Below are 21964 nucleotides of genomic sequence, written 5' to 3'. Positions count from 1 at the left end.
CTGCGCATCGAGGAAAGCTTCCAGCGCCCCTTCGATCCGACCCACGAGAACATGGCCAGTCTGCAACTCAGCCGCAGCCTGCCGCCACACGAACTGGCCGCCAACCTGCGCCGCGCCTTCTCCGGCATCGTCGCGGGCAACGTGAAGGACAAGGGCATCCGCCGCATCGAAGAGTTCGGCCCCTACGAAATCCACGGCGATGCCGAAGTGATGCAGCCACTGGACCGACTGCTGCAGGCCTTTGTCAGCCAGCATCGGATGAAGCTGCCAGGTGGCGCGGCGTATGTGCCTTGTTATCGGGTGGTCAGCTGAAGAGCAGCTATAAGCGGCAAGCGGCAAGCGGCAAGCGGCAAGCGGCAAGCCAAGATTCTAGCTCTGCGTCGGGCTGGAAGCTGGAAGCTGGAAGCTGGAAGCTGGAAGCTGGAAGCTGGAAGCTGGAAGAATAGAGTCTGGTGCTCCAATGGACGCTAGTGCACCCGGCTTGGCCTGGATTTGTACGAGCTGGTTCGAGCTTCCCAGAGAAGGCCAGCCGGTCGGCTAACACTCCCTCCAGAAGCCGGCGAGCACCTGCTCGACGGCTTCCAGAAAACCCGAAGCACCAAACTACTTACCCAGGGCCCAGGTTTAAGCTTGCAGCTTGAGGCTTGCGGCTTGAAGCTTCTAGCCCGCCGCTTGCAGCGGGTGCTCCTCCGGCCGCCGCGCATACCGCTCCGCCAGCACCGCACACACCATCAACTGAATCTGGTGAAACAGCATCAGTGGCAGGATCAGCGCGCCGATGGCGCCGCCGGCGAAGAGTACCTGCGCCATGGGTACGCCGGTGGCGAGGCTTTTCTTCGAGCCGGCAAACAGGATGGTGATGCGGTCTTCGGTATTGAAGCCGGCGCGGCGCGCGATGAAGCTGACGATAAAGAGCACCAGCGCCAGCAAAAAACAGCAAGCCACCACCAGACCGGCCAGCTGGAACAGCGGGACCTGCTGCCAGATGCCCTCCACCACGGCGTGACTGAAGGCGCCAAACACCACCAGCAGAATCGAGCCCTGGTCCACCGACTTGAGCCAACCCTTGTTGCGAGTCACCCAGTCACCAATCCAGCGCCGCGCAATCTGACCGGCAATAAAGGGCACCAGCAGTTGCAACACGATCTTGCCGATGGCATCCAGGGTGTTCGACTCGCCCGCCTGTGCGCCTATCATCAGCAGCACCAACAGCGGGGTAACAAAGATGCCCAGCAGGCTGGAGGTCGCCGCACTGCATACCGCCGCCGCAACATTGCCGCGCGCCAGCGAGGTGAAAGCAATAGCGGATTGCACTGTGGCGGGCAGCGCGCAAAGGAACAGGATGCCCAGGTACAGATCCGGCCCCACCAGTGGCACCAGCACGGGTTTCAGCGCCAGCCCCAGCAAGGGGAACAGGATAAAGGTGCAGGCAAACACCAGCAGGTGCAGGCGCCAGTGCGTCATCCCGGAAATGATCGCCTCGCGTGACAGCTTGGCGCCGTGCATGAAAAACAGCAGTGCAATGGCCGCATTGGTCAGCCCGTCGAAGGCTACCGCCGCCTGGCCGCTGACCGGGAAGAGGCTGGCGGCAATCACCACGGCGATCAGACAAAGGGTCATGTTATCGGGAAGGAAACGCGGTCTGGCCATGCTCTGCTCTCTATTTATCAGGGGATGCTTTTTACTGCGTGCTTGTCACTGGCAAGCGCGCAGTTTACTGTTTGCCACAACGACCGACTAACGCGATCTAACCACACAATGTCGAGAAACGGACAGACTTCACCCATCCACCGCAGCGTACCCGCGCTTAGCGGCCTGCCCCGCCCACTTTACGCACGTGTCGAGTCGCTGCCGCGCAGCTCCGCGACCGAGTGGCACAGCCACCCCTGGGCGCAACTGTCCTACGCCATTCGCGGCGTGCTTTCCGTGCACACGGCACGCGGCCGCTTTCTGGCCCCGCCGCTGCGGGCGATCCTGGTACCACCTGACTTGCCCCACGCGGTCATCAGCTCGCCGGCCACCGAAATGCGCAGTCTGTATATCGAGCGCAGCGCCATTCCCTGGGTGGCGGAGCACTGCAAGGTACTGGAGATCAACCCGCTGACCCGTGAACTGATCAACCACTTCGGCAGCCTGCCCGCCGAGTACGACGAGCACAGCGCCGATGGTCGTCTGGTGGCGGTACTGCTCGACCAACTGCAGGCCGCTGCCGATACCGGGCTGTTTCTGCCCTGGCCAGCGGAGCCGCGCCTGCAACCCTTATGCGAGGCGCTGTATCTAAGCCCAGACCTGCCCGATACGCTGAGCGACTGGGCACAGCAGCTACAGCTGTCGGAGAAAACCTTGACCCGCCTGTTCGTGCAGCATACTGGGCTGAGCTTCCGTGCCTGGCGCCAGCGCCTGCGTCTGCTCAGTGCCCTGCCGCTGCTGCAACAGGGTGAGCGGGTGACCGACGTGGCGCTGGCCTGCGGCTACGATTCCACCTCGGCCTTTATCGCTGCCTTTCGCCGGCATATGGGGCTAACGCCCAGCGCCTTTGGCGAACAACCCGGCGAGCAACCCGCAAACCTCAGCACGCCGCTGGCGCGACGCTGAAGCTCAGGGTTTGGCGATCTCGGGCACCAGGATCCACTCGGCGCTGTCGTTCCATACGTCCATGCGATCTTGCCGCTATTGCTAGCTATTACCCATCGGCGACAGCGGGTCGCAGCAAGTACCGGCAGACTCATCCGCTATACTCCTGTCACCGGCGCCGCCTTATCGCTGTCGTCACAACCAGAAGAGGAAGTCTTGATGAAGATGTTTGTCCGTTTCATGCTGTACTCCTTGCTGCTCAACTGGGCGGCTGTCGCCTTGGCCCAGACCCCGGCGCCCGCCACCGTGCCGGCCGGCTACGAAGAAGAAGCGGCCCGCGCTGCCGCGCTGCTGCGCACGGCGGTAGATCTGTACAAAGAGGAAGGCGATGCCGCTTTCGCCAAATTCAGCCGCCAGGGCGAGTTCACCGACGGTGACCTGTATGTTTACGTACTGGACCGCCAGGGGCACATGCTGGCGGCGGGCGGGCCATCGGCCGCGCTGATTGGCCGCGATGTATCACCGCTGCTGGATGACGAATTGAAACAGCACCTGGCCGCCGCGTTGCAGCAACCGGACTCCGACACCATCCATAGCGATGAATACCGCTGGAAAAACTGGCAGGACGGCAAAGTGGAACGCAAGCGCGTTTACTACCAGCTCTACGATGACAAATCCTTTGCCGTAGGTTACTTCGTACAGCGCTCCAGCCCGGACGCTGCGCAGCAGTTGCTGGAAGATGCAGCACAGGCGATACAGGCCGACCCGCAAGGCACCATCGCGCGTATCAACCAGCTTGATCCAGAGTTCAACCGCGACGATCTCTACGTATTTGTCGCCGATCTCGACACCCAGAGCATGGTCGCGCACGGCTACAACCGTCGCTTGCTCGGCATCCATTTCCCGGACATGAAAAACCGTGACGGCATGCGCGTGGGTCAGAAGCTGCTGGATGCGGCCGAAGCCGGCGAAACCTCAGTGAGCTATACCTGGCCCAACCCCGTCACCGGCAAGGATGAGGAAAAACAGACGCTGATCCGCAAGGTCGGTGACTACCTGGTTGCCGTGGGATACTACCAGGAGAGCAAAACCGCAGCGCAGTGAGCAGCCGCTGGCGCGGAGGGCTCTGCCTTGTCAGCAGCCGGCCCATCGGGCCGGCTTTTTTGCGCCTGCTCCTGGCCTGATTTATTGCAGCAACGCCAGAGGTGGCGCTGGCTCGCGAACCTAAGACCGCCGGCGAGGTCCAAATTCTGAGGCAGCGGACGACGCCGTACCTGACGGCAAGGCGCTGCTGGCTTCGCAGTGGATAATAAGGAGATTCCCGATGGTTACGCATTTCATGCACGACGGTCACCTTGCCTGTGGCCGCGAGGGCGATCTGACCAGCAGCAAGACTCTCAACAAGGTCAAGTGCCGCAACTGCCGCAACACTGATGCCTACAAACAGGCGCGGCGCGATCAGCGCAACGCCGCACGACGCAAGGCGCGTCACGCCGCTGCCGGGCACGATAGCAATAGCTGGCGTACCAGCTGGAGCCAACGCTTGACGCAAATCAACGGGCCGCAGCGCCTGCCGCGCGGTTTTGGCCAACAAGCTTACGTCTGATCTTTTAAGCTAGACCGCAGGTGGCCATTCTCTCTGGCCGCCTGCACTCCCCATCCATTTGCGCAGCGACCACGCTCACCGCGCCACCAAAGCAGCAGCCAGCCCGGCATCAGTTAGACTGTCATTCTCGCCAGACTCCAACTTGTACCCCAAGCCCTGCTACGCCCTATTTCAAGCCTCTTTCACTGGAGAACACAGCGCTGAGCGCACGGCAGCTTTTAGTGCTCGGTGCATCTGGCGAAGATAGTTAGCTGGAGAAGTGGGTTCAAGCGCTGGCAGCTCGATAGTGCCCTTTGATTCTAAGCGACAATGAACCATTTCATTACAACCCACCCACCAAGATTTATTTCGACCCACCAAACACATACCCCGCCAACGGCACCCCCATCGCCACCGTGTGAAACGCTCTGTAACCGCGATCGCTGCCCGCCGCACCCGCCACCACATGCAGCGGCAACAGATGCTCGGCATCCGGATGCGCCAGCCGTGCGCCGGGAGCCTGCAACCAATGGGTCAGAGCCTGGGTGCGCTGCGCTTCGGGCAGAGTAACCACCTCCGCCAGCCAGTCATCAAAAGCTGTGGCTGCCGGGGCTGGCGTTGCCAGACTGGCGCGCATCAGCGGGATGTTGTGAAAGCTCATGCCGCTGCCGATGATCAGCACGCCCTGCTCACGCAGTGGCGCCAGCGCTTGGCCCAGCGCAAGGTGCGCCGCCGGGTCCATATCGGCTCGCAACGACAGCTGCAACACGGAAATATTGGCCTCGGGCACCACCAGCTTGAGCGGGATGAAGACGCCGTGATCCAAACCGCGCGCGGGTTCCTGGGCAGTGGCAAAGCCGGCCTTGCAGATCAGCTGCTCCACCTGGGTAGCCAAGGTGGGCGCGCCAGGGGCGGGCCATTGGAGTTGATAGGTGTGGGCGGGAAAACCGTAGTAGTCGTAAAGCAGAGCAGGAGTTGCCTGGCTGTTGAGGGTAAACGCCGACTCTTCCCAGTGGGCGGAGATCACCAGGAGGGCCCTGGGCGAAACGCCCAGGGCCGGTAGCAATCCCGTGAGCCAGCGCTGCATCGGCTGCCAGGTGTCGGCCGGCTCCCACTCCATGAAGAAGCAGGGGCCGGCGCCGTGTGGCAGAAACAGCGTGGGCATAACGGCAGTAGACATACTCGACTCCTTGATGGCGGTTTAGAACGGCAGACGCAGGCGCGCATCCAGCGAGAAGCGATCACCGCCGCGCAGCAAAATGGCGAAGGCAGTCAGCGCCCACAATAGTGGGTACTCAAAGCCGCCATCCGTCCAGAAGAAACCGTTGCCCAGGTGCACCGTGATCGCAATACCCAGAAAAACGGTAATCGCCAGCGCTGCAGGACGGGTCAACAAGCCCAATACCAGCGCCAGCCCGCCGAAGAATTCGATCAGCCCGGTCAGGAGCGCAAAGAGCACGCCCGGATGCATTCCCAGCGTCTCACCAAAGAACTGACCGGTACCCTGCAAGCCATAGCCGCCGAACCAGCCAAAGAGTTTTTGCGCGCCGTGCGGCATCAACATCAAACCAGCAGTAATACGGATCAAGGGATAGCCCAGGGGCGCCAGCCGCGCCAGAAAGGCTGGCCCGGGAGTGACCGTGATGGGTGCCTGGGTATTGGTAGTGCTGTTCATGGCAAATCTCCTGGGCCCTCAGGCCGAAAAATAGGTTGTCTGTGTTGCTGGAAGACATCCTATAATCGTTTCCATATATGCATAAGACAGCAGGAATGGAACTCATGGTTGATGAATCGGAAACCTTAGGCGGTGCCTTGGAAGATCTGCAGGCGTTCTGTGCGGTTATCGAATTTGGCAGCATCTCGGCAGCAGCACGCCAGCTGGCGGAAACCAAGGGCGGCATCAGCCGGCGTATTTCCCGCCTGGAAGCGCGTTTGGGCGCTGCCCTGCTGGCCCGCACTCCGCGTGCGGTCAGCGCGACCGAAGAGGGCACGGCTTTTTATCTGAAAGCGCGCGACGCGCTTTCCCTGCTGTCCGAGGCCGCCAACGATGCACGCCAGTCGGGCTCCGTGCCGCGTGGTCATTTGCGCATCACCGCGCCCATGGATATGGGCATGGAGATACTGCCACCGGTTCTGGTGCGCTTTCGTGCCATGCACCCGCAGATCAGCGTGGAACTCCTGCTGACTGACAGCACCCTGGATCTGGCCGCCAACCGCATCGATCTGGCACTGCGCGCCACCCCCGGCAATCTGCCGAGCATGAATTACCGCGCCTCCACTCTCAGCGCCTTCGCCCTGCGCCTGTATGCTGCGCCGAGCTACCTGGTCGCAGACGGCACACCGCAGAACCCGCCCCAGCTGCCGCTGCATTCGCTGGTCGGATGCCGCGAGCTGTCGGCGACCAACAGCTTGCAGCTGACCGACTCGCGGGGGCGTAACAGCGAGCTGTTGGTCAATCCCAGCGTGCGCACCAGCGACTACGCCAGCACCCATCGGCTGCTGCTGGCAGGCGCCGGAATAGGGGCGCTGCCCGACCTGGTCGCGGCAGGCAGCCTCGCCAGCGGTTTGCTGCAGCCGGTTCTGCCGGATTGGCACATCAACCGTGGCACCCTCTATGCCATCAGCCTGGGTGGCGCTGAAGCCCCTGCACGCGTGCGCGTATTTCGGGACTACCTGCGCGGTGAGCTGGCCTTGCTGCAACAGCAAATCACAGTGCAAACCTGACCGGGGCGCTTATAGCCTTTACACTCTGAGCTATACGCCCTGAGCTATACACACTGACTCATACCCGCCAACCCAGGCAGACACGCCATGCAGATTGAGCTGATTGAAATACGCGACCACCTGAGCCGCTTTCCGCCCTTCGATGAGCTGCCCGAAGAGGTGCTCAACGACATCGCCCGGCAGGTGGAAATTGCCTACTTCAAGGCCGGCACCGACATCCTCGCCTTCAATCAGGAGATTCACGAGCTGCACTATGTGCGCAGCGGTGCGGTGGATATCTTTCGCCGCAATGGTGACCTCTATAACCGTCTGACCGAGGGCGGCATCTTCGGCCACTTCGGCCTGCTGCGGCACAACCGGGTGCGCTTTCCGGCGCGCGCCATCGAAGACACCCTGCTCTACTACATTCCCGGCGTGCTGTTCGATCAGCTCTGTGAACAACATGAGACCTTTGCCGACTTTGTCGAGGCCGAAGGCCAGTCACGCCTCAAGGCGGCGGTGGACAACGGCCGCGCCAGCGAGTTGATGAAAATCAAGGTGCGCAAGCTGATCTCGCGGCTGCCGGTGACCGTCAGCCTGAATACCAGCGTGCAGCAGGCCGCGCGGGTGATGACCGAGCAGAGCGTGTCGTCGCTGGTAGTGGTGGACCCGCAAATAGTCTGGCCCGATCCGCAGCGGGTGCCGGTGGCCGAGCCGCAGCATGCGGTCATGGTCGGCATCATGACCGACCGCGACTTCCGTACGCGCGTGCTGGCCGAAGGCTTGCCGCTGGAGACGCCCGTGGCCGACATCATGTCGCCCAACCCGATCACGGTGCAGGGTGATGACACCGTGTTCGAAGCCATGCTCTGCATGCTGCGCAACAATATTCATCATTTGCCCGTGGTGCAGCGCCGCCGGCCGATCGGCCTGATCAATCTCAGTGACATCATCAAGTACGAATCGCAAAGCAGCCTGTATCTGGTCAGCAGCATCTACAACAAGCAGTCGGTAGAAGAACTGCAAAGCTTGCTGCCCGACGTGCGCGCCACCTTCGTGCGCATGGCGCGCGACGAGGCCAGCGCACACATGATCGGCAGCGCCATGTCGGGTGTCGGCCGCAGCTTTACCCAACGCCTGCTGGAGCTGGCAGAGGACCAGTTGGGGCCGCCACCGGTGCCCTACTCCTTCATGGCGCTGGGTTCGATGGCGCGGGATGAGCAACTGGTGGTGACCGATCAGGACAACGCACTGGTACTCGATGACAGCTTCGACCCGGCACTGCATGACGATTACTTTCTGAAACTCGCCACCTTTGTCAGCGATGGCCTGGCTGCCTGCGGCTATACCTATTGCAAGGGCGGCATCATGGCCACCAACCCCAAGTGGCGGCAACCGCTCAAAGTCTGGCGTGGGTATTTCCGCGACTGGATCAAGAACCCCAAGCCCGAGGCGTTGCTCAACAGCTGTATTTTCTTTGATCTGGACAGTGTCTATGGCGAATCGGCACTGGTAGAAGAGCTGCAGGAGCTGCTGGCCGAGCAGGCCAGCCGCAGCGAAGCCTTTCTTGGCGCCCTGGCTCGCAATGCCCTGAACCGCACACCGCCGCTGGGCTTCTTCCGCACCTTCGTGATGGAAAAGGACGGCGAGCACAAGAACGTGATCAACCTCAAGCGGCGCGGCACCGCGCCACTGACCGACCTGATCCGCGCGCATGCCCTTGCCTGCGGCTCGCGCGCGCAGAACTCCTTCGAGCGACTCGACGCCATTGCCGCTACCAAACTCATGCCTCCCGAGGCGCTTGAGCGCCTGCGCTACGCCCTGGAGTTTCTGTCGCTGGTGCGTATTCGCCACCAGGCACTGGCCATTGAAGAATCGCAGGAGCCGGACAATGATGTGGAACCGGAGAATATTTCTTCCGCCGAACGTCACGCGCTGAAGGATGCCTTTCAGGTCTTGAGCAACGCGCAGAAATTCCTGCGCTTTCGCTACCCGCACCTGCCGGTTACGCGCCCGCTATGATCCGCTTCAACCCAGGCGCGCCGCAGCCACCAATGGCATCGCCCGACTGGCCAGCGCAGATGGCGAGACTTGCCGATCAGGCCAAGCATCCGATATTGCAGCGTTTTTATCAGGCCGGCTGCGTTGCCGCTGACTGCGCGCTGGCGGAGGCGCCGCTGATCGCACTGGATATCGAAACCACCGGCCTCGATCCGCGGCGCGACGCCATCGTCAGCCTGGGGCTGCTGCCGTTCAGCCTGCAACGCATACGCTGCCGCGACGCGCTCTACCAGGTGGTCCGGCCGGTGGGTGAGCTGAGCGAAGAGTCCATCACCTTTCATCGCATTACCCATTCCGATGTCAGCCAGGCTCCGCGCATGGCAAGCGTTCTGGAAGAGGTACTGCAGACGCTGGCAGGCAAGCTGGTGGTGGTGCATTACCGCGCCATCGAGCGCGGCTTTCTCGACCAGGCTTGCCGCCTTTACCTCGGTGAAGGGCTGCATTTTCCGGTGATAGACACCATGGAGCTCGAAGCCCGACTGCACCGCGGCGCCAACGAGCCCAATTGGTTTCAGCGCCTGTTCGGCAAACGGCAGCAATCCATTCGCCTGGCCGACAGCCGCCTGCGCTACAACCTGCCGCTGTACCAGGCGCACCATGCGTTGACCGACGCCCTGGCCACCGCCGAATTGTTGCAAGCGCAGGCGTTGACGCACTATCCACCCGCTACCGCGGTCAGCAAGCTGTGGAGTTGAAGTTCCTTTGGTTTAGTCGATCAGCGCGCGTATCTTGCCGGGGTTCAACAGCCCGTGCGGATCGTTGGCCGCTTTGCTGGCGATGATCTCCGGGCTCAATTGGCCGCCGTGTTTGCCGTCTTCCAGCATGTAGGTATGGCTATTGTTGATTTTGATACCCAGCGATTCATGCAGCGCCATCAGCTCGAGCAGTCGCGCCTCGCTTGAGTAGCGCACCAGTGGCAGTCCGGTGATCATCGGTTGTGAGCCGGCCAGTCGAATGAACTCCAGATGAATCAGTACTTCGTCACCGACCTGCGCCTGCAGTTCAGCAAGCTGTTGCAGCACGCGAGCGCTGTCGTAGTTGGTCTGCAGATTGGTAACGCCCTTGTCGTGCTTGAGCGCCTGCAACGTGGAATGATTCCAGCAGTATTCCATCAGCGTCACCCCCGATACCTGCGACTCGGCGAAGGTTTGCATCCACAACTGCTCTGCGCCGTGCGCCGCGCGCAATTGCGCCAGGGGTTGGCGGTTATGCGGGGCGACCAGCGCCAGCACCAGAAAATGGCCAGCCGGCTGGGTAAAGGGGAGATCACGGAAATAGGACGCGGCCTGGCTGTCGTAGAGTGACAGTTCACGTTTTTCGATCCCTGCCGCATCCAGCAACTCGCGACAGAAGTCGTAGGCCGATTCGATGCTGGCGAAGTCAAACAGGTATTCGTCCCAGTCACGTGCCGGCGCCAACGCCAGCTCCAGATCCAGCAGGATGCCGTTGGTGCCATAGGTGTGGTGGTAGGTCGCCAGCGCCTCGCCGCGCAACTCCAACACGCGCGGGCTCTGCTCGACAGTGAGAATACGGATGGCCTGGACCGTACCGGGCGCGGAAACCGGACCGTAATTGATAGAGCCGATACCGCCAAAGCCGCCAGCGAACAAGCCGCCGATACTCGCTGCGCGATAGGTGGACGGCATGCAACGCAGCTCCCAGCGGCGCTCGCGAACGCGCTCTTCCAGCTCACCGATTTTCATCCCGGCCTGAACCCGAACCAGGCCATCGCAGATCCATTCGAATGTCGCGCAGGCGGTCATGTCGATCACCACACCGCCTGCCAGCGGGACCGCCTGACCATAATTGCCGGTGCCACCGCCACGCACCGTCATGGGCACAGCCAGGCCAACACAGGCGCTGACCAGCGCGGTCAACTCGGCCTCGTTACGCGGGCGCACCACCAGGTCGGCGTGCTTGTCGACCAGTTGCGGCGCCAGCAGCGGGCTGAACCAGTAAAAGTCTCGGGACAGGCGCTTGACGTGCACCCTGGAGGTAATCCACTCAAGCTCAGGCAGTTGCGCCTGTAGCGCGTTCAGTATGTGAAGAGAAGTCATCGTTCATTTACCATGGTTAAACCGCATGCTGCCATGCAAGAAAATCCGGCCCGGCGAGGCTCGGGCCGGCACGCTTGTTCAGGGCATGACCGGATTTCTGGTCACGAACTTGGTGGTATACACATCCTTGAGCGACACCTTGGCAGGATCCACCAGCTCATTCTTCACTACCATGTCCCAGGTGGCCTGCATGCGCGCATCGGTGATCACGCCAATGCCCAGCTCTGCCGCATCGCCACCTGCAACCATACCGCTGTCGCGCAGTTTCTCCAGCGCGAAGGCAAGCTGCTCGGTACTCATATCGGCATTTTCCTGCTGAATCACCGCGTTCCCAGCGGAGGGATCGATCAGGTAGTTCTTCCAGCCCTGACGGGAGGCGTCGATAAAGGCCTGCACTTGCTCCGGGTGCTCGGCAATCAGCTCATCACTGCAGGCAATCGAATTGCCGTAGGGGGGATAACCCTCCTGACCGAGCGAAAACACCTTGTACGTGATGCCGCTGCTTTTCAGGGCGAACGGCTCGGAGCTCATGTAGCCCTGCTGCGCCAGGGAGTCATCGGCTACGAAGGGCGAGATATTGAATGTGTAAGGCCGGCTCATTGCATCGGTAAAGCCGTATTGGCTCTTCGCCCATGGCCACCAGGAGGAGTGCGCGCTCGATGAGATCAACACCGAACGGCCTTTGAGGTCGGCGAGCGAATCCACATCGGCGTGCGTGATAATCACCGTCGGGTCGTACTGAAAACTGCTGGCGACCATGGTTAGCGGGATGCCCTGCTGGCGAGCCATCATGGTCCCGATGTCGTCGCGGATGATGCACTGCGCCTTGCCGGCGGCCAGCAACTGCGCCGAGTTGACCTGCGGGCCACCCATGCGGATGGTCACATCCAGCCCCTTCTCGGCGTACAGGCCTTCGGCTTGCGCCTGATAAAAGCCGCCATGTTCGGCCTGCGCATACCAGTTGGTGATAAAGGTGATGGGGGTGGTTGCCTGTGCACTGGCGCCACCGACGGCAGCCAGCAGCGCGACCAGAGGTGATACGCGTTTTGCCAAGCTGCGTTGTACAGCAGTACGTTCCTTGCGTGTTGCCTGCATGACTATCTCCGGGTTGGTTCGACTATGAAGTTGCCGCTATTTAGCTGCGTGATTCGATGTGGCCGCTGAACTGACCGCGTCCCCAGGTCATCTCCTGACGCTCGATCCAGCGCGCCTGATGTACCTCCGCAATCGCCTGCGCCCACTGGCTGCTGAGTTGCTCCAGCAGCTGCGCGCCCTGCTCGGGGGTGGCACCGGTGGGATCACCGATCACTCCGCTGGGTCCAAAGTCACGGGCGGTCCAGGCCGCAGCAGGACGGGTGCTGGACAAGGTCGGGCACGGAAAGGGTGGCGGGTAATGCGCTTCGGCGCGGTCCATGTGCAGGGTTTCCGGCGCCAGCTGCATCAGCACGGCGGTTTCGCCGTGGCCTGCATGCATCGCCAACTCCCGCTCCTGCTCGGACATGAAGCTGGTATCAACCCGCACACTCCAGGCTGAACGGGCAATGATCATGAAGTCGCCATGACGCAGGCGCAGTTCGCGCGCCGCCATCTCCAGCGGTTGCGGTTGGCCGCCATGCGCATTGACCATGATCAGCTTGCGAAAGCCGGCGCGGTAAACCGATTCTCCAATCTCCTGAATGGTGTGCAGCAGAATCTCGCCGGTCAGCGTCATGGTGCCGGGAAAGTGCAGGTGCTCATCCGACTTGCCATAGGTAATGGGAGCAAGTGCATAGGCGGGCACTTCTGCCGGCAGCCGCGCCATGGCATGGCCGACCACGCCCGCCGCGATAATGGCGTCCACGCCACAGGGCATATGCGGTCCGTGTTGTTCGATGGCGCCCACTGGCAGCACTATGACGGTGTTGGCCTTGTCTTCCAGCGCATCGACATCGGTCCAGCTCAGGTAGGGCAAAAAACGTTCGGGCGGGGTATATCCGTGCAGCATGGTTACTCCTTGTTGCCGCATAGCGGCAGGTAGGCGGTGGCTTCCACTTCAATCAGAATGTCGTCGCTGGGCAGCATGGCGCTGACCTCGACGACAGTTGAGACCGGCGGTTCATCGGGGAAAAAGGTCCTGCGTACTTTGCTGAAACTAGGGAAGTGGTCCAGGTTGCGGAAGTACTGCACCAGCTTGAATACATCGCTCATCTGCCCGCCTTCACACTCGATGATCTGGCGAATGGCATCGAGGACATACCAACTTTGCGCCAGAATGGGCCCCTGCTTGATATCGCTGGAGAACTCACCGGTCTGGCCCAGGCTCTGTGCCACCTCGTGCGGAATATCCTCAAAGCCACGCACTATCAGGCGTCGCGCCGGGTCCACAGCGATCACACCGGAGAGAAAGATAAAATCCCCTATCCGCTTGCTGGCGGCGTAACGCGCCAGCGGAGCGCCATTGGTTGCATCGGTTGCCATCGTTTGCTCCATACAGTCAGGTATCAGAAGCGCAACCGCCTGCATGGCGGATGCGCAGACATTCAAAGCGCCAGGGTCAGACGCGCCGAGCGGCAACCGCCGCAGCAGATCGCCAGGTACTCACGGCGGTCTTCCTCGTCCAGACATTGATCGGCATGCACGGGCTCGCCGTCGCGCCAGGGCACCACACAGCTACCGCAAATGCCTTGTTCACAGGCGGTTTCCACCTGCACTCCAGCCATGCGCAGGGCCGCAATAATGGAGCCGCCGGCCGGTACCTCAAGGCGCCTTCCGCTCTCGCTCAGGTAGAGCTCGAAGCCGGTTTGCGCCACTGCTTCGGTTCCGGAGAACGCTTCCTCGTGCCACTGATCTGCAGGCAAACGGACACATTGCTCGCGCACACGCGCCATCAGTCCCTCGGGGCCGCAGCAGTAGACATGGGTACTGGCCGGCAGCGCTGCCAAGTGCGTCGCCAGGTCGAGCTTGTCCCGTGGGGAATGAACTACCTGAACGGGCCACCCGGAGCTGGCGAGCAACTCCTCGAAGGGCCAGGCCCTGTCGTTCGGAACGGTCACCATAAAGGTGAAGGGTTGGCTGCGGGCGCTGAGCTGGTACGCCATGGCAATCAGCGGCGTCAGCCCCACGCCGCCGCCCACCAGCAGATGATGAGGCGCGTCATCGTCCAATGCGAAGAGGTTGGCTGGTCGACTGATCATCAGTTCCAGACCCGGCCGCGCCATTGCGTGCAAGGCACGCGAGCCACCTCTTCCATTGCGCTCAAGCTTTACCGCAACCTCGTAATGGCCAAGCTCGGCGGGGTTGCTGCACAACGAATAGGCGCGCCGGCCATGCCCATTGATCTGCACCTGCACGTGCGCACCGGCACCGAAGGCAGGCAGTGCGGCGCCATCGGCGCGCTGCAGCCGCAGCCGCATTACCAGGGGCGTAAGCATGTCGCAGGCAACAATAAGTACGGGGAAGAATTCAGCGCTAAACATAGTTTGACCAAATAGACTGTACACTTGGTCAAACTAAATGCATAACGCATGCCAGCCGGTCTTTTCTACGACCTGATGCCGGTTTGGTTTCTGCTCGGACGGATCAGTCGGCGCTGAGACCGGCGCCCAAAAGAACGAAGTCGATCAGCTCCTGCTCGATCTTCTGGCGCACCTGTGGCTCGGTGAGCGAAGACTCCAGCAGTAGTTCGGCTTGCAGGGTGTAATCGGAGTAATACTGGGTGAGCGCCCAGATGTGCATGATCAATAGACGGCCGTCGAGTTTGCGCAAGGCTCCCTGCTCGACCCAGCCATCTATGACGGCGACCTTGGCAAGGGTGGCTTCGATCGAGCCCGGCCAATAGGCCTCCAGACGCGCCCCGCCACTCAGCACCTCCATGGTGAAGATGCGCGACAGCTGGGGATGCTCCAGGGCATAAGCGAGTTTCACGCGAACGAACTCGCTCAGCGCCGCACGCGGCGAGGATGACGCAGAATCCGCATCCAGGATAAAAAAACTCCGCCAGCTCTCGAGCACCTTGCCCAATACCTGGGAATAGAGCGCTTCCTTATCCTCGATGTAATAGTGCAGTTGTGACTTCTTGAGCTGGGCCCGTTCGGCGATCGCCTGGGTTGAGGCGCCCTGAAAACCATGCTGGCTGAACTCGGTCACCGCCGCATCCATGATCTTGCGCATGATTTCTTGGCGGCTCTGCTTGGAGCGCTCGGTTCGCATGTCTACTTTTGCCACTTCTGCACCATTTCAGTGAGTTGCCGCTCTCGCTCGCACCATGGCGAGGCGAAACACCCATAGGTACGCGGCGAGGTCGCGCTATCCTACCTTGCCAAAGCAATGAGCATAACCGGAAATGAAAGCCCGATGCCAAAGCCTCCCGTTTTCAGCTGCAATCGATTGCTACAAGCGTTTGGCCCAAGCGAGTCAGCAAAAAAAAGCCGGACCCAAAGGCCCGGCTTGTTTCAGCGATACAGCCTATTTACTTGCGCGGTTCGCTCATCAAACCTTTGACGATGGCAATACAGCCCACCAACAGCACTATGGTAAAGGGCAGGCCAGTAGATACCGACATCGCCTGTAGCGCGGCAAGTCCGCCGCCCAGCAAGAGCGCGATGGCTACCACCCCTTCACTGATGACCCAGAACACGCGCTGCGGTACAGGTGCGTTGACCTTGCCGCCGGCGGTAATAGTGTCGATCACCAGCGAGCCGGAGTCAGAGGAAGTGACGAAGAAGACGATTACCAGCACGATACCGACGAACGAGGTGATCGCGGTCAGCGGCAGTTCACCGAGCATGACGAAGAGTTTCAGCTCCAGCGCAGCGTCCTGCACCCCCGTAAAGCCTTCAGTGACAAATTGACCGATGGCAGTACCGCCGAAAGCAGTCATCCATAGTACCGAGACCAGCGATGGCACCAGCAGCACGGCGATCAGAAACTCGCGCACGGTACGACCACGGCTGACGCGCGCGATAAACATGCCGACAAAGGGTGACCAGCTGATCCACCAAGCCCAGTAGAAGGCAGTCCAGCCCTGGGTGAAGTTGGCGTCTTCACGGCCAATCGGGTTGGACAGCGCCGGCAGATGGGTGGCGTAGGCCAAGAGGTTGTCGAAGAACCCTGTGGCGATGGCCAGGGTCGGGCCGACGATGATGATGAAGCCCAGCAGCACTATCGCCAACACCATGTTCAGCTCGGACAGACGCTTGACGCCCTTGTCCAGGCCCGCCACTACCGAGAGCAATGCCAGCCCGGTAATGCCGGTAATCAGCAGTACCTTGGTGACGTTGCCCGTGCTGAAGCCGAACAGATAATGCAGACCAGCAGTGGCCTGCTCTGCACCAAAGCCCAGTGAAGTAGCCAGACCAAACAGGGTGGCAAATACCGCCAGCGTGTCGATGATGTGCCCTGGCCAGCCCCACACTCGCTCACCCAGGATCGGGTAGAAGATCGAGCGAATGGTCAGCGGCAGCCCCTTGTTGAAGGAAAACAGCGCCAGCGCCAGCGCCACTACGGCGTAAATCGCCCAGGGATGCAGGCCCCAATGGAAAATGGTGGCGGCCATGCCCAGACGCGCCGCCGCGTCGGCATCGCCCACTGCGCCGCCCAAAGGCGCCCAGTCGGTGCGCAAGCCATCTTCACCAAGGGTCACCCCGCCCAGCGATGAGGCGAAGTGCGACATCGGCTCGGAGACGCCATAGAACATCAACCCGATACCCATGCCGGCAGCAAACAGCATCGAGAACCAGCCCAGATAGTTGTAATCCGGCTTGGCGTCCATACCACCGAGTCGCACCTTGCCCAGCGGCGAGACAATCAGGAACAGACAAAGCAACACGAAAATGTTGGCTGCGCCGATGAAGAACCACGCCAGGTGACCGGTCAGCCAGTTGCGCAGCTCGGTGAACATGGGCACCACTTCGCTTTGCAGCGCCAACGTCAACACGACGAAAAGCACCACGGCGAGCGAAGAAATGGTGAAGACCTTGCCGTGGATATCCACGTTGAAAAAGAAATTCCCGGAAAAGTTGTCCTGGCCTATGACGTAGTCCGTGTCGATCAGGTTGGCATCGCCGGTGGGAGCGGGTATGCCGTCGTGCTGGGCCAGCTCCTTTAGCGGGTCGTGATCATTCAATGGTTCTGTTGCCATTTGAAGTGCTCCGATGTGCAAATGACGCGGTCAAAAAACAACCGCAAAGAGTTGCCGGTCGCTACGCCAGGGCGAAACGCCAGCAATAATTGACAGCCCGCAAAAGGGCCAATGATGTGTGAAACGGGTATTGCCATAACAGCGCTTTCCGCCATGCGGATTAGGACAGTCTGCGGTCTCATACAGGCTAGTGCTGCCACAATGATAGCGACTGACACGCCATTAAGGAAATCGCGACACCTTTGCGCAGCCGCGAACAGTCAAAGACAAGCGATCAGTGCGCTTCTCTGTCGGCCATTTCCTGCAACAGGTAGGCACCGGTAAAAAGCATCAGTATCTGCTCGTGGGCCAACTCCAGGATAGCGTCACGGCGCTCCGGCTCGGCGATATAGTCGAGCGACAGATAAAACAGGTTGCGGCTCAGCAAGGTGGCAATGGTCTGGATCCGCTGCGTGCTGATATTGGCTGGCGCCAGGCCTAGAGTCTGGATATCGGCAGCCATATCCTCGGCAAACTCGTTCATTTGCTGGCGCAGCTCGGCGCGCAGCAGTTCGGAAGGGCCATGCAGCTCACGTACCGCAATCACCACGCGGTCGCGGTGCTCCAATACATAATCGAAGTACAACCTGATGGTCTGCTGTGACACACGTCGCCCGCGCAGTTTTTCTTCCTGCTCCGGATCCAGGTCTCGGCTGGCTATGCTCTGCTGCGCCGCTTGCCGGCGTAGCGCACGCAGCGGCCCGCGCAACTGGTGATTACTCTGGCGCAACAGCTGCAGGCCAAGATCTTCCATGCTGCGGAAATGTCGATAAAAAGTATTGGGATTGAGACCGGCTTCGCGGGCCAACTCACGCAAACCCAGGCTGGTAATGCAACGACTGTTGGCGGCCAGGCGCACTGCGGCTTCCATCAACGCGCGCTTGCCTGGCGCCTCGGTAGCGCGGGCGCTATCGCCGGCTTTATCGGACATGCGACTCCCTTGTATTTTTTATCCCTGTACGGAGAATTTCCGGCAATGTTTCCGGAGCTCCTTCAGCGCGGTTGTGAGTCGAGAATCTCCAGCACCTGGCGGGCATTGAATGCGTATTCCTTCATCAGCGCCTTCAACTCATCGTTGAAGGCCAGCTCTTCCTTTAAACCTGCATCCTGTTTCAGATTTTCCAACTGCGCCAATTGCTGGGCAAGCTGACGCTCGGCCGCACGAAATTCGGACAATTTGCTCATAAGCTACCTGTAAAAAATGGGTAAAGGCGAAAGGGTAAAAAAGATGCTTGACTGGATTCTACACCAAGTCGCCGCGCTTGCAGCTGCCGTCCTTGGGCTTTGGCGCGCATGCCTCCAGTGAGATGGATAAAACACTGAGCGCCCGCCTCGGGGCAGTTGGAAGGGGCCTGCCAAACAGAGAATGAACAAGCTACGCGCAGCGATGCCCAAGGCAGTAGGGACGATACCGCCAATTTCTCATCAGCCTGCCGGCCGCATGTTAGGCTGTCGACATAAACATTGAAGCGGAGAAATACCCAATGCCACCCGACTCCAGGGCGCTTGCCCTTCCCCCGCTGACCCAAACCAGCGAGGGTGCGCAGCGACGCGTAGGCGTCGAATTGGAAATGAACGGCCTGGATCTGGAGCGCATCACCAGCCTGGTGGCCGAGCATTGTGGCTTCAGGGTGGAGCAGCCCAGCCGCTACGAACGCACGCTCAAGGGCGACCCCGCCGGTGACTGGATCATTGAGCTGGACTCCAGCCTGCTGAAAAAAATGGGCCGTGCCGAGCGGCCGGATGATCCTGCCTCTGCCGAGCTGCTGAGTTCAGCGGAAGACGCCATTGTCTGGGTTGCCGAATCACTGGTGCCCTACGAGCTGGTCAGCCCGCCGCTGCCCCTGGATCGGCTGGGGATAGTCAACGAGCTGATCGCCCTGCTGCGCGACGCTGGCGCCAAGGGCACTGCCGACCGCCTGACCAATGCCTTCGGCATGCAGTTCAATCCCGAAGTGCCGGCCACTGATGCGCGCACCCTGGCAGCCTACCTCAAGGCCTTTCTCTGTCTGTATGAGTGGATACATCAGCGTGCCAGGATCAACTTCGCGCGGCGTCTTACCACCTACGTCGACCCCTTCCCCAGCGCCTATGTACGCAAGGTCACCGCGCCGGATTACTGGCCCGACCTGCCCACCCTGATCGAAGATTATCTGCAGCACAATCCCACTCGCAACCGCGCACTCGACATGCTGCCGCTGTTTCGTCATCTCGACGAGGATCGCGTGCTGGCGCATACCCAGGATGAACTGATCAAGGCCAGACCCACCTTTCATTACCGTTTGCCCGACTGCCTGATAGATCAGCCCGGATGGGATCTGACGCCGGCCTGGAACGACTGGTTGGAGGTCGAAAAACTGGCCACCGATCAGGACCGCCTGCAAGGCTGCTGCAGCGCCTACCAGGGTTACCTGGCGCAGGGGCTGGGACGATTGCTGGAGAGCTGGCCGGAACGGCTGGAGCGCAACTGGTTGCCGGACATTTCATGAGCAAGCCGGTTATTGCCATTACCGGTCCGACCAAGGGCGCCATCGGACCGCGTTTTCTGGTTGCCCAGGCAGTACGCTTCTACGGCGGAGTACCATTGCAGCTGCGCCCCGGCGATGAAACGCGAGAACAGCAATATCAGGGTGTGGTGGTTACCGGCGGCCACGACATAGACCCCGTGCTCTATGCCGCCGAACCCGAAGTACACCCCAAGTACGACGCCGAGCGCGACAAACTGGAAGCCAGCATCATCGACGCCGCCCTGGCGCGCGAATTGCCACTGCTGGGCATCTGCCGCGGCGCCCAGCTGCTCAATGTGCGCTGCGGCGGCAACCTGTTCCAGGACCTGAAATCACGCCGCAAGCTGACCTCCAACCGGCGCACCCTGCTCCCCTTGAAAACCCTGTGCCTGGCGCCCGACAGCCATCTCGCGCGTCTGCTGGGCGTTGAACGCGGCAAGATCAACAGTCTGCACAACCAGGCGATTGACCAGGTAGGTGATGGCCTGGTGATCAGCGCACGCGATCTGGACAACATTGCCCAGGCGATAGAAGCACCCGGCCGACGCTTCGTCATGGGCGTGCAGTGGCATCCGGAGTTTCTGCTGTTCATGCGCCGCCAGCGGCGGCTGTTTCAGGCCCTGGTGACGGCGGCGCGGGAGATGGGGTAGTAGAGCATCAGAAACCCTGGTCTTGACGCGCTTATGTTCATAAGCACCTGGCGGACTTGCCTCACTCCGTGCGTGCATCCAAACTCCGCCAGCGTGCCTGCCGAGCGGCGGCGGTACGCAACCCTGAAAACACCTGTGTCGTTGACGTACTTGTCATTGCCTGCCAATCAGTTCACCCCGGAGTAGCCCATGCCCACCGACCCGTTGAAAACCCTTTCCGACCTGGTCAGCGATGCCCATGCGCAGATTCAAGCGGCGCATCAGCACATCAACCCGGTGGTGGAAGTGCGTCAGAGCATGCGTGATGCCGGCATCCCCGCCGACCTGATCACCCTCGACTGTTTGCGCACCCAGCGCCGCATCACCCTGATCCTGCACGACCAGCAGCCAGGCATGGTGCTCTACCAGTTAGTGACACGGGAAGAGGAAGTGGGCGGTGAATTCAAGCAAATGCCGCTGGCGGAGATGAGCAGCGCTACGCTGTTTGACTGGATGCAGGACTATTTCGGCTGAGGTAGGAAGAAGTCCTTGCGATCCTCGTGCGTAGCCATCTGCCCTCAAAGCCGCCAACACTCCATTCATATCGGCGCGAAGTTCATGCCTCCATCTTGTGACAGCAGCGCTACCACATCGGCACCACACGCTTGTGCCATCGTCGGCGAACGCAAGTACAGGTAAAACACCCAACAGCTCCTAAGCAGACTGTTGCGCTAGAGCTCGACCGCCCAACGCTTGCGCGCATGCAAGTAAGCCGCTGTATCGCTGTAGCCTAGTTGCTCGGCGATCTGCGCGCGGGTCAGGCCCTGCATTTCCAGATAGCCATCCAGTTCGGCGCGCACTGTGTCCAGTAACTGACGAAAAGTCAGACCCTGCTCCTGCAAACGACGACGCAGGGTGCGTGGTGTTTGATGCAGATGGTCGGAGGCCCATTCAAGGGTTGGCGTGTGCCCCTGCAGAAACTGCTGACGCGCCAACTCCGCCAGCCTGCCCGCCACACCGCCAAAGCGTCGCTGCTGGGCCAGGCGCCGATCCAGTTCACTGCAGACTATGTCGAACAACGCCTGGTTACGACCCAGCATGGGCACAGCCAGGGTGTCCTGGTCAAACCAGAGCTGATTGCCCGCGGCCGCAAAGCCCAACTGCTCGCCAAACAGGGGTTGATACTCCAGCCAGTAATCGGGGCGCGCGTGCCGAAAATAGGCGCGCACAGGTTTTAACGCTTCGCCGGATGCGGCACCTAGCTGGGTCATCGCCATCGTCATGTAGTGCTCCACCAGATAGCGCTCGAGGCTGGCCGGCACCTCGACACTGATTTCTACCCCGACCAGCTCGCCGTCAAAAACGTAACTCACCGAATCCATGGCCGATGCCAGACCGGCATAACGAATCCAGCAATCCAGCGACTGACCCACATTCGCCGCAAAAAAACCCATATAGGCCAGCACGTGCCAGTCCTGACGACTGAAATGCGAAAACAGATGCAGACCTATGGCTGGATCAAGCTGCGCTGCGCGCTGCCAGAGCTGTTCCAGCTCGATCAGGCTGAAATCTTCCTGAGCCGCAGCATGATGATCAAGAAAGCGTTGCAGTACCTGACCGAGCGGCCCGTGGTGATAACGTTGCGCTGGTATTTTGGCCGCTTCGACGGCTTTTTTGTCCTCACCGAGCAT

23 protein-coding genes are annotated in these 21964 nt (G+C 60.9%); 10 read left to right on the top strand and 13 right to left on the bottom strand.

The genetic code is table 11. The features are described 5' to 3' along the window. Nucleotides 1–312: pyrimidine/purine nucleotide monophosphate nucleosidase domain-containing protein (locus tag V7756_RS17470; protein WP_335611478.1), on the top strand; the 312-nt coding region annotated here is incomplete at its 5' end. Nucleotides 313–660: 348 nt separating this feature from the next. On the opposite strand, the gene V7756_RS17465 is transcribed toward V7756_RS17470, so the two are convergent. Next, nucleotides 661–1650: a bile acid:sodium symporter family protein gene (locus tag V7756_RS17465; RefSeq protein WP_335611477.1), complete on the bottom strand. Its 990-nt coding sequence runs from the start codon at nt 1648–1650 to the stop codon at nt 661–663. A 108-nt stretch (nt 1651–1758) separates the two neighbouring features. Here V7756_RS17465 and V7756_RS17460 point away from each other — a divergent pair, with 108 nt between their 5' ends. The 3 genes from V7756_RS17460 to V7756_RS17450 all read left to right on the top strand — a co-directional run bounded on the left by V7756_RS17460 (nt 1759) and on the right by V7756_RS17450 (nt 4180). Continuing rightward, nucleotides 1759–2595, top strand: coding sequence for an AraC family transcriptional regulator (locus V7756_RS17460; RefSeq protein WP_335611476.1), 837 nt, complete (start codon nt 1759–1761; stop codon nt 2593–2595). Between the two features lie 198 nt (nt 2596–2793). Then, nucleotides 2794–3678: a cache domain-containing protein gene (locus V7756_RS17455; RefSeq protein ID WP_335611475.1), complete on the top strand. Its 885-nt coding sequence runs from the start codon at nt 2794–2796 to the stop codon at nt 3676–3678. A 220-nt stretch (nt 3679–3898) separates the two neighbouring features. After that, entirely contained in the window at nt 3899–4180 is a 282-nt protein-coding gene (locus V7756_RS17450) for a hypothetical protein (protein WP_335611474.1), read from the top strand. Between the two features lie 343 nt (nt 4181–4523). Here the strand turns inward: V7756_RS17450 and V7756_RS17445 are convergent, their stop codons facing one another. Both V7756_RS17445 and V7756_RS17440 read right to left on the bottom strand, forming a co-directional pair. Beyond that, nucleotides 4524–5339: a DODA-type extradiol aromatic ring-opening family dioxygenase gene (locus V7756_RS17445; RefSeq protein ID WP_335611473.1), complete on the bottom strand. Its 816-nt coding sequence runs from the start codon at nt 5337–5339 to the stop codon at nt 4524–4526. A 21-nt stretch (nt 5340–5360) separates the two neighbouring features. Continuing rightward, nucleotides 5361–5834 carry a DoxX family protein gene (locus tag V7756_RS17440; protein ID WP_335611472.1) on the bottom strand — a complete coding sequence of 158 codons (474 nt, stop codon included), beginning with the start codon at nt 5832–5834 and terminating at the stop codon, nt 5361–5363. Between the two features lie 104 nt (nt 5835–5938). On the opposite strand from V7756_RS17440, the gene V7756_RS17435 reads away from it, so the two are divergent. The 3 genes from V7756_RS17435 (at nt 5939) to V7756_RS17425 (ending at nt 9618) form a co-directional block, all read left to right on the top strand. Continuing rightward, nucleotides 5939–6883, top strand: coding sequence for a LysR family transcriptional regulator (locus V7756_RS17435; protein ID WP_335611471.1), 945 nt, complete (start codon nt 5939–5941; stop codon nt 6881–6883). Nucleotides 6884–6970: 87 nt separating this feature from the next. Beyond that, nucleotides 6971–8884, top strand: a complete 1914-nt coding sequence (locus V7756_RS17430) for a DUF294 nucleotidyltransferase-like domain-containing protein (protein ID WP_335611470.1) — start codon at nt 6971–6973, stop codon at nt 8882–8884. A 32-nt stretch (nt 8885–8916) separates the two neighbouring features. Further along, nucleotides 8917–9618, top strand: a complete 702-nt coding sequence (locus V7756_RS17425) for a 3'-5' exonuclease (RefSeq protein ID WP_335611469.1) — start codon at nt 8917–8919, stop codon at nt 9616–9618. Between the two features lie 12 nt (nt 9619–9630). Here V7756_RS17425 and V7756_RS17420 read toward each other — a convergent pair whose 3' ends face one another. The 9 genes from V7756_RS17420 to V7756_RS17380 form a co-directional block, all read right to left on the bottom strand. Next, on the bottom strand, nt 9631–10980 hold the full coding sequence (locus tag V7756_RS17420) for an FAD-binding oxidoreductase (protein ID WP_335611468.1): 1350 nt from the start codon (nt 10978–10980) through the stop codon (nt 9631–9633). Between the two features lie 78 nt (nt 10981–11058). Further along, the gene (locus V7756_RS17415; RefSeq protein WP_335611467.1) at nt 11059–12075 is read right to left on the bottom strand and encodes an ABC transporter substrate-binding protein; all 1017 of its coding nucleotides are present in this window, start codon (nt 12073–12075) and stop codon (nt 11059–11061) included. A 40-nt stretch (nt 12076–12115) separates the two neighbouring features. Continuing rightward, entirely contained in the window at nt 12116–12964 is an 849-nt protein-coding gene (locus tag V7756_RS17410; protein ID WP_335611466.1) for a creatininase family protein, read from the bottom strand. A 2-nt stretch (nt 12965–12966) separates the two neighbouring features. Then, the gene (locus V7756_RS17405) at nt 12967–13437 is read right to left on the bottom strand and encodes a RidA family protein (protein ID WP_335611465.1); all 471 of its coding nucleotides are present in this window, start codon (nt 13435–13437) and stop codon (nt 12967–12969) included. Nucleotides 13438–13499: 62 nt separating this feature from the next. After that, nucleotides 13500–14435 carry a PDR/VanB family oxidoreductase gene (locus V7756_RS17400; protein ID WP_335611464.1) on the bottom strand — a complete coding sequence of 312 codons (936 nt, stop codon included), beginning with the start codon at nt 14433–14435 and terminating at the stop codon, nt 13500–13502. Nucleotides 14436–14538: 103 nt separating this feature from the next. Further along, nucleotides 14539–15183, bottom strand: a complete 645-nt coding sequence (locus V7756_RS17395) for a TetR family transcriptional regulator C-terminal domain-containing protein (RefSeq protein ID WP_335611463.1) — start codon at nt 15181–15183, stop codon at nt 14539–14541. 244 nt (nt 15184–15427) lie between these two features. Next, entirely contained in the window at nt 15428–17098 is a 1671-nt protein-coding gene (locus V7756_RS17390; RefSeq protein WP_335611462.1) for a BCCT family transporter, read from the bottom strand. A 274-nt stretch (nt 17099–17372) separates the two neighbouring features. Then, complete coding sequence (locus V7756_RS17385; RefSeq protein ID WP_335611461.1) at nt 17373–18068, bottom strand: TetR/AcrR family transcriptional regulator; 696 nt, start codon at nt 18066–18068, stop codon at nt 17373–17375. A gap of 62 nt (nt 18069–18130) precedes the next feature. After that, entirely contained in the window at nt 18131–18322 is a 192-nt protein-coding gene (locus V7756_RS17380; RefSeq protein WP_335611460.1) for a hypothetical protein, read from the bottom strand. Between the two features lie 299 nt (nt 18323–18621). Here V7756_RS17380 and V7756_RS17375 point away from each other — a divergent pair, with 299 nt between their 5' ends. The 3 genes from V7756_RS17375 to V7756_RS17365 all read left to right on the top strand — a co-directional run bounded on the left by V7756_RS17375 (nt 18622) and on the right by V7756_RS17365 (nt 20807). Further along, nucleotides 18622–19626: an amidoligase family protein gene (locus V7756_RS17375; protein ID WP_335611459.1), complete on the top strand. Its 1005-nt coding sequence runs from the start codon at nt 18622–18624 to the stop codon at nt 19624–19626. Continuing rightward, a complete protein-coding gene (locus tag V7756_RS17370) occupies nt 19623–20294 on the top strand; it encodes a gamma-glutamyl-gamma-aminobutyrate hydrolase family protein (protein WP_335611458.1) in 672 nt (223 codons plus the stop codon). Before V7756_RS17375 ends, V7756_RS17370 begins: the two co-directional genes overlap by 4 nt. 189 nt (nt 20295–20483) lie before the next feature. Further along, on the top strand, nt 20484–20807 hold the full coding sequence (locus V7756_RS17365) for a hypothetical protein (protein WP_335611457.1): 324 nt from the start codon (nt 20484–20486) through the stop codon (nt 20805–20807). A gap of 197 nt (nt 20808–21004) precedes the next feature. Here the strand turns inward: V7756_RS17365 and V7756_RS17360 are convergent, their stop codons facing one another. Next, nucleotides 21005–21964, bottom strand: a complete 960-nt coding sequence (locus V7756_RS17360) for an AraC family transcriptional regulator ligand-binding domain-containing protein (protein WP_335611456.1) — start codon at nt 21962–21964, stop codon at nt 21005–21007.

This window comes from Halopseudomonas sp., assembly GCF_036961105.1.
In the GTDB taxonomy this organism is placed as follows: Bacteria; Pseudomonadota; Gammaproteobacteria; order Pseudomonadales; family Pseudomonadaceae; genus Halopseudomonas.
Note: the sequence above shows the minus strand (reverse complement) of the source record. Positions and strands in the feature narration are given on the sequence as shown.

What these genes read in the sequence shown, in the direction of transcription:
- V7756_RS17465 (WP_335611477.1), bottom strand. Translation starts at nt 1,650, where the DNA reads ATGGCCAGACCGCGTTTCCTTCCCGATAACATGACCCTTTGTCTGATC.
- V7756_RS17460 (WP_335611476.1), top strand. Translation starts at nt 1,759, where the DNA reads ATGTCGAGAAACGGACAGACTTCACCCATCCACCGCAGCGTACCCGCG.
- V7756_RS17455 (WP_335611475.1), top strand. Translation starts at nt 2,794, where the DNA reads ATGAAGATGTTTGTCCGTTTCATGCTGTACTCCTTGCTGCTCAACTGG.
- V7756_RS17450 (WP_335611474.1), top strand. Translation starts at nt 3,899, where the DNA reads ATGGTTACGCATTTCATGCACGACGGTCACCTTGCCTGTGGCCGCGAG.
- V7756_RS17445 (WP_335611473.1), bottom strand. Translation starts at nt 5,339, where the DNA reads ATGTCTACTGCCGTTATGCCCACGCTGTTTCTGCCACACGGCGCCGGC.
- V7756_RS17440 (WP_335611472.1), bottom strand. Translation starts at nt 5,834, where the DNA reads ATGAACAGCACTACCAATACCCAGGCACCCATCACGGTCACTCCCGGG.
- V7756_RS17435 (WP_335611471.1), top strand. Translation starts at nt 5,939, where the DNA reads ATGGTTGATGAATCGGAAACCTTAGGCGGTGCCTTGGAAGATCTGCAG.
- V7756_RS17430 (WP_335611470.1), top strand. Translation starts at nt 6,971, where the DNA reads ATGCAGATTGAGCTGATTGAAATACGCGACCACCTGAGCCGCTTTCCG.
- V7756_RS17425 (WP_335611469.1), top strand. Translation starts at nt 8,917, where the DNA reads ATGGCATCGCCCGACTGGCCAGCGCAGATGGCGAGACTTGCCGATCAG.
- V7756_RS17420 (WP_335611468.1), bottom strand. Translation starts at nt 10,980, where the DNA reads ATGACTTCTCTTCACATACTGAACGCGCTACAGGCGCAACTGCCTGAG.
- V7756_RS17415 (WP_335611467.1), bottom strand. Translation starts at nt 12,075, where the DNA reads ATGCAGGCAACACGCAAGGAACGTACTGCTGTACAACGCAGCTTGGCA.
- V7756_RS17410 (WP_335611466.1), bottom strand. Translation starts at nt 12,964, where the DNA reads ATGCTGCACGGATATACCCCGCCCGAACGTTTTTTGCCCTACCTGAGC.
- V7756_RS17405 (WP_335611465.1), bottom strand. Translation starts at nt 13,437, where the DNA reads ATGGCAACCGATGCAACCAATGGCGCTCCGCTGGCGCGTTACGCCGCC.
- V7756_RS17400 (WP_335611464.1), bottom strand. Translation starts at nt 14,435, where the DNA reads ATGTTTAGCGCTGAATTCTTCCCCGTACTTATTGTTGCCTGCGACATG.
- V7756_RS17390 (WP_335611462.1), bottom strand. Translation starts at nt 17,098, where the DNA reads ATGGCAACAGAACCATTGAATGATCACGACCCGCTAAAGGAGCTGGCC.
- V7756_RS17385 (WP_335611461.1), bottom strand. Translation starts at nt 18,068, where the DNA reads ATGTCCGATAAAGCCGGCGATAGCGCCCGCGCTACCGAGGCGCCAGGC.
- V7756_RS17380 (WP_335611460.1), bottom strand. Translation starts at nt 18,322, where the DNA reads ATGAGCAAATTGTCCGAATTTCGTGCGGCCGAGCGTCAGCTTGCCCAG.
- V7756_RS17375 (WP_335611459.1), top strand. Translation starts at nt 18,622, where the DNA reads ATGCCACCCGACTCCAGGGCGCTTGCCCTTCCCCCGCTGACCCAAACC.
- V7756_RS17370 (WP_335611458.1), top strand. Translation starts at nt 19,623, where the DNA reads ATGAGCAAGCCGGTTATTGCCATTACCGGTCCGACCAAGGGCGCCATC.
- V7756_RS17365 (WP_335611457.1), top strand. Translation starts at nt 20,484, where the DNA reads ATGCCCACCGACCCGTTGAAAACCCTTTCCGACCTGGTCAGCGATGCC.
- V7756_RS17360 (WP_335611456.1), bottom strand. Translation starts at nt 21,964, where the DNA reads ATGCTCGGTGAGGACAAAAAAGCCGTCGAAGCGGCCAAAATACCAGCG.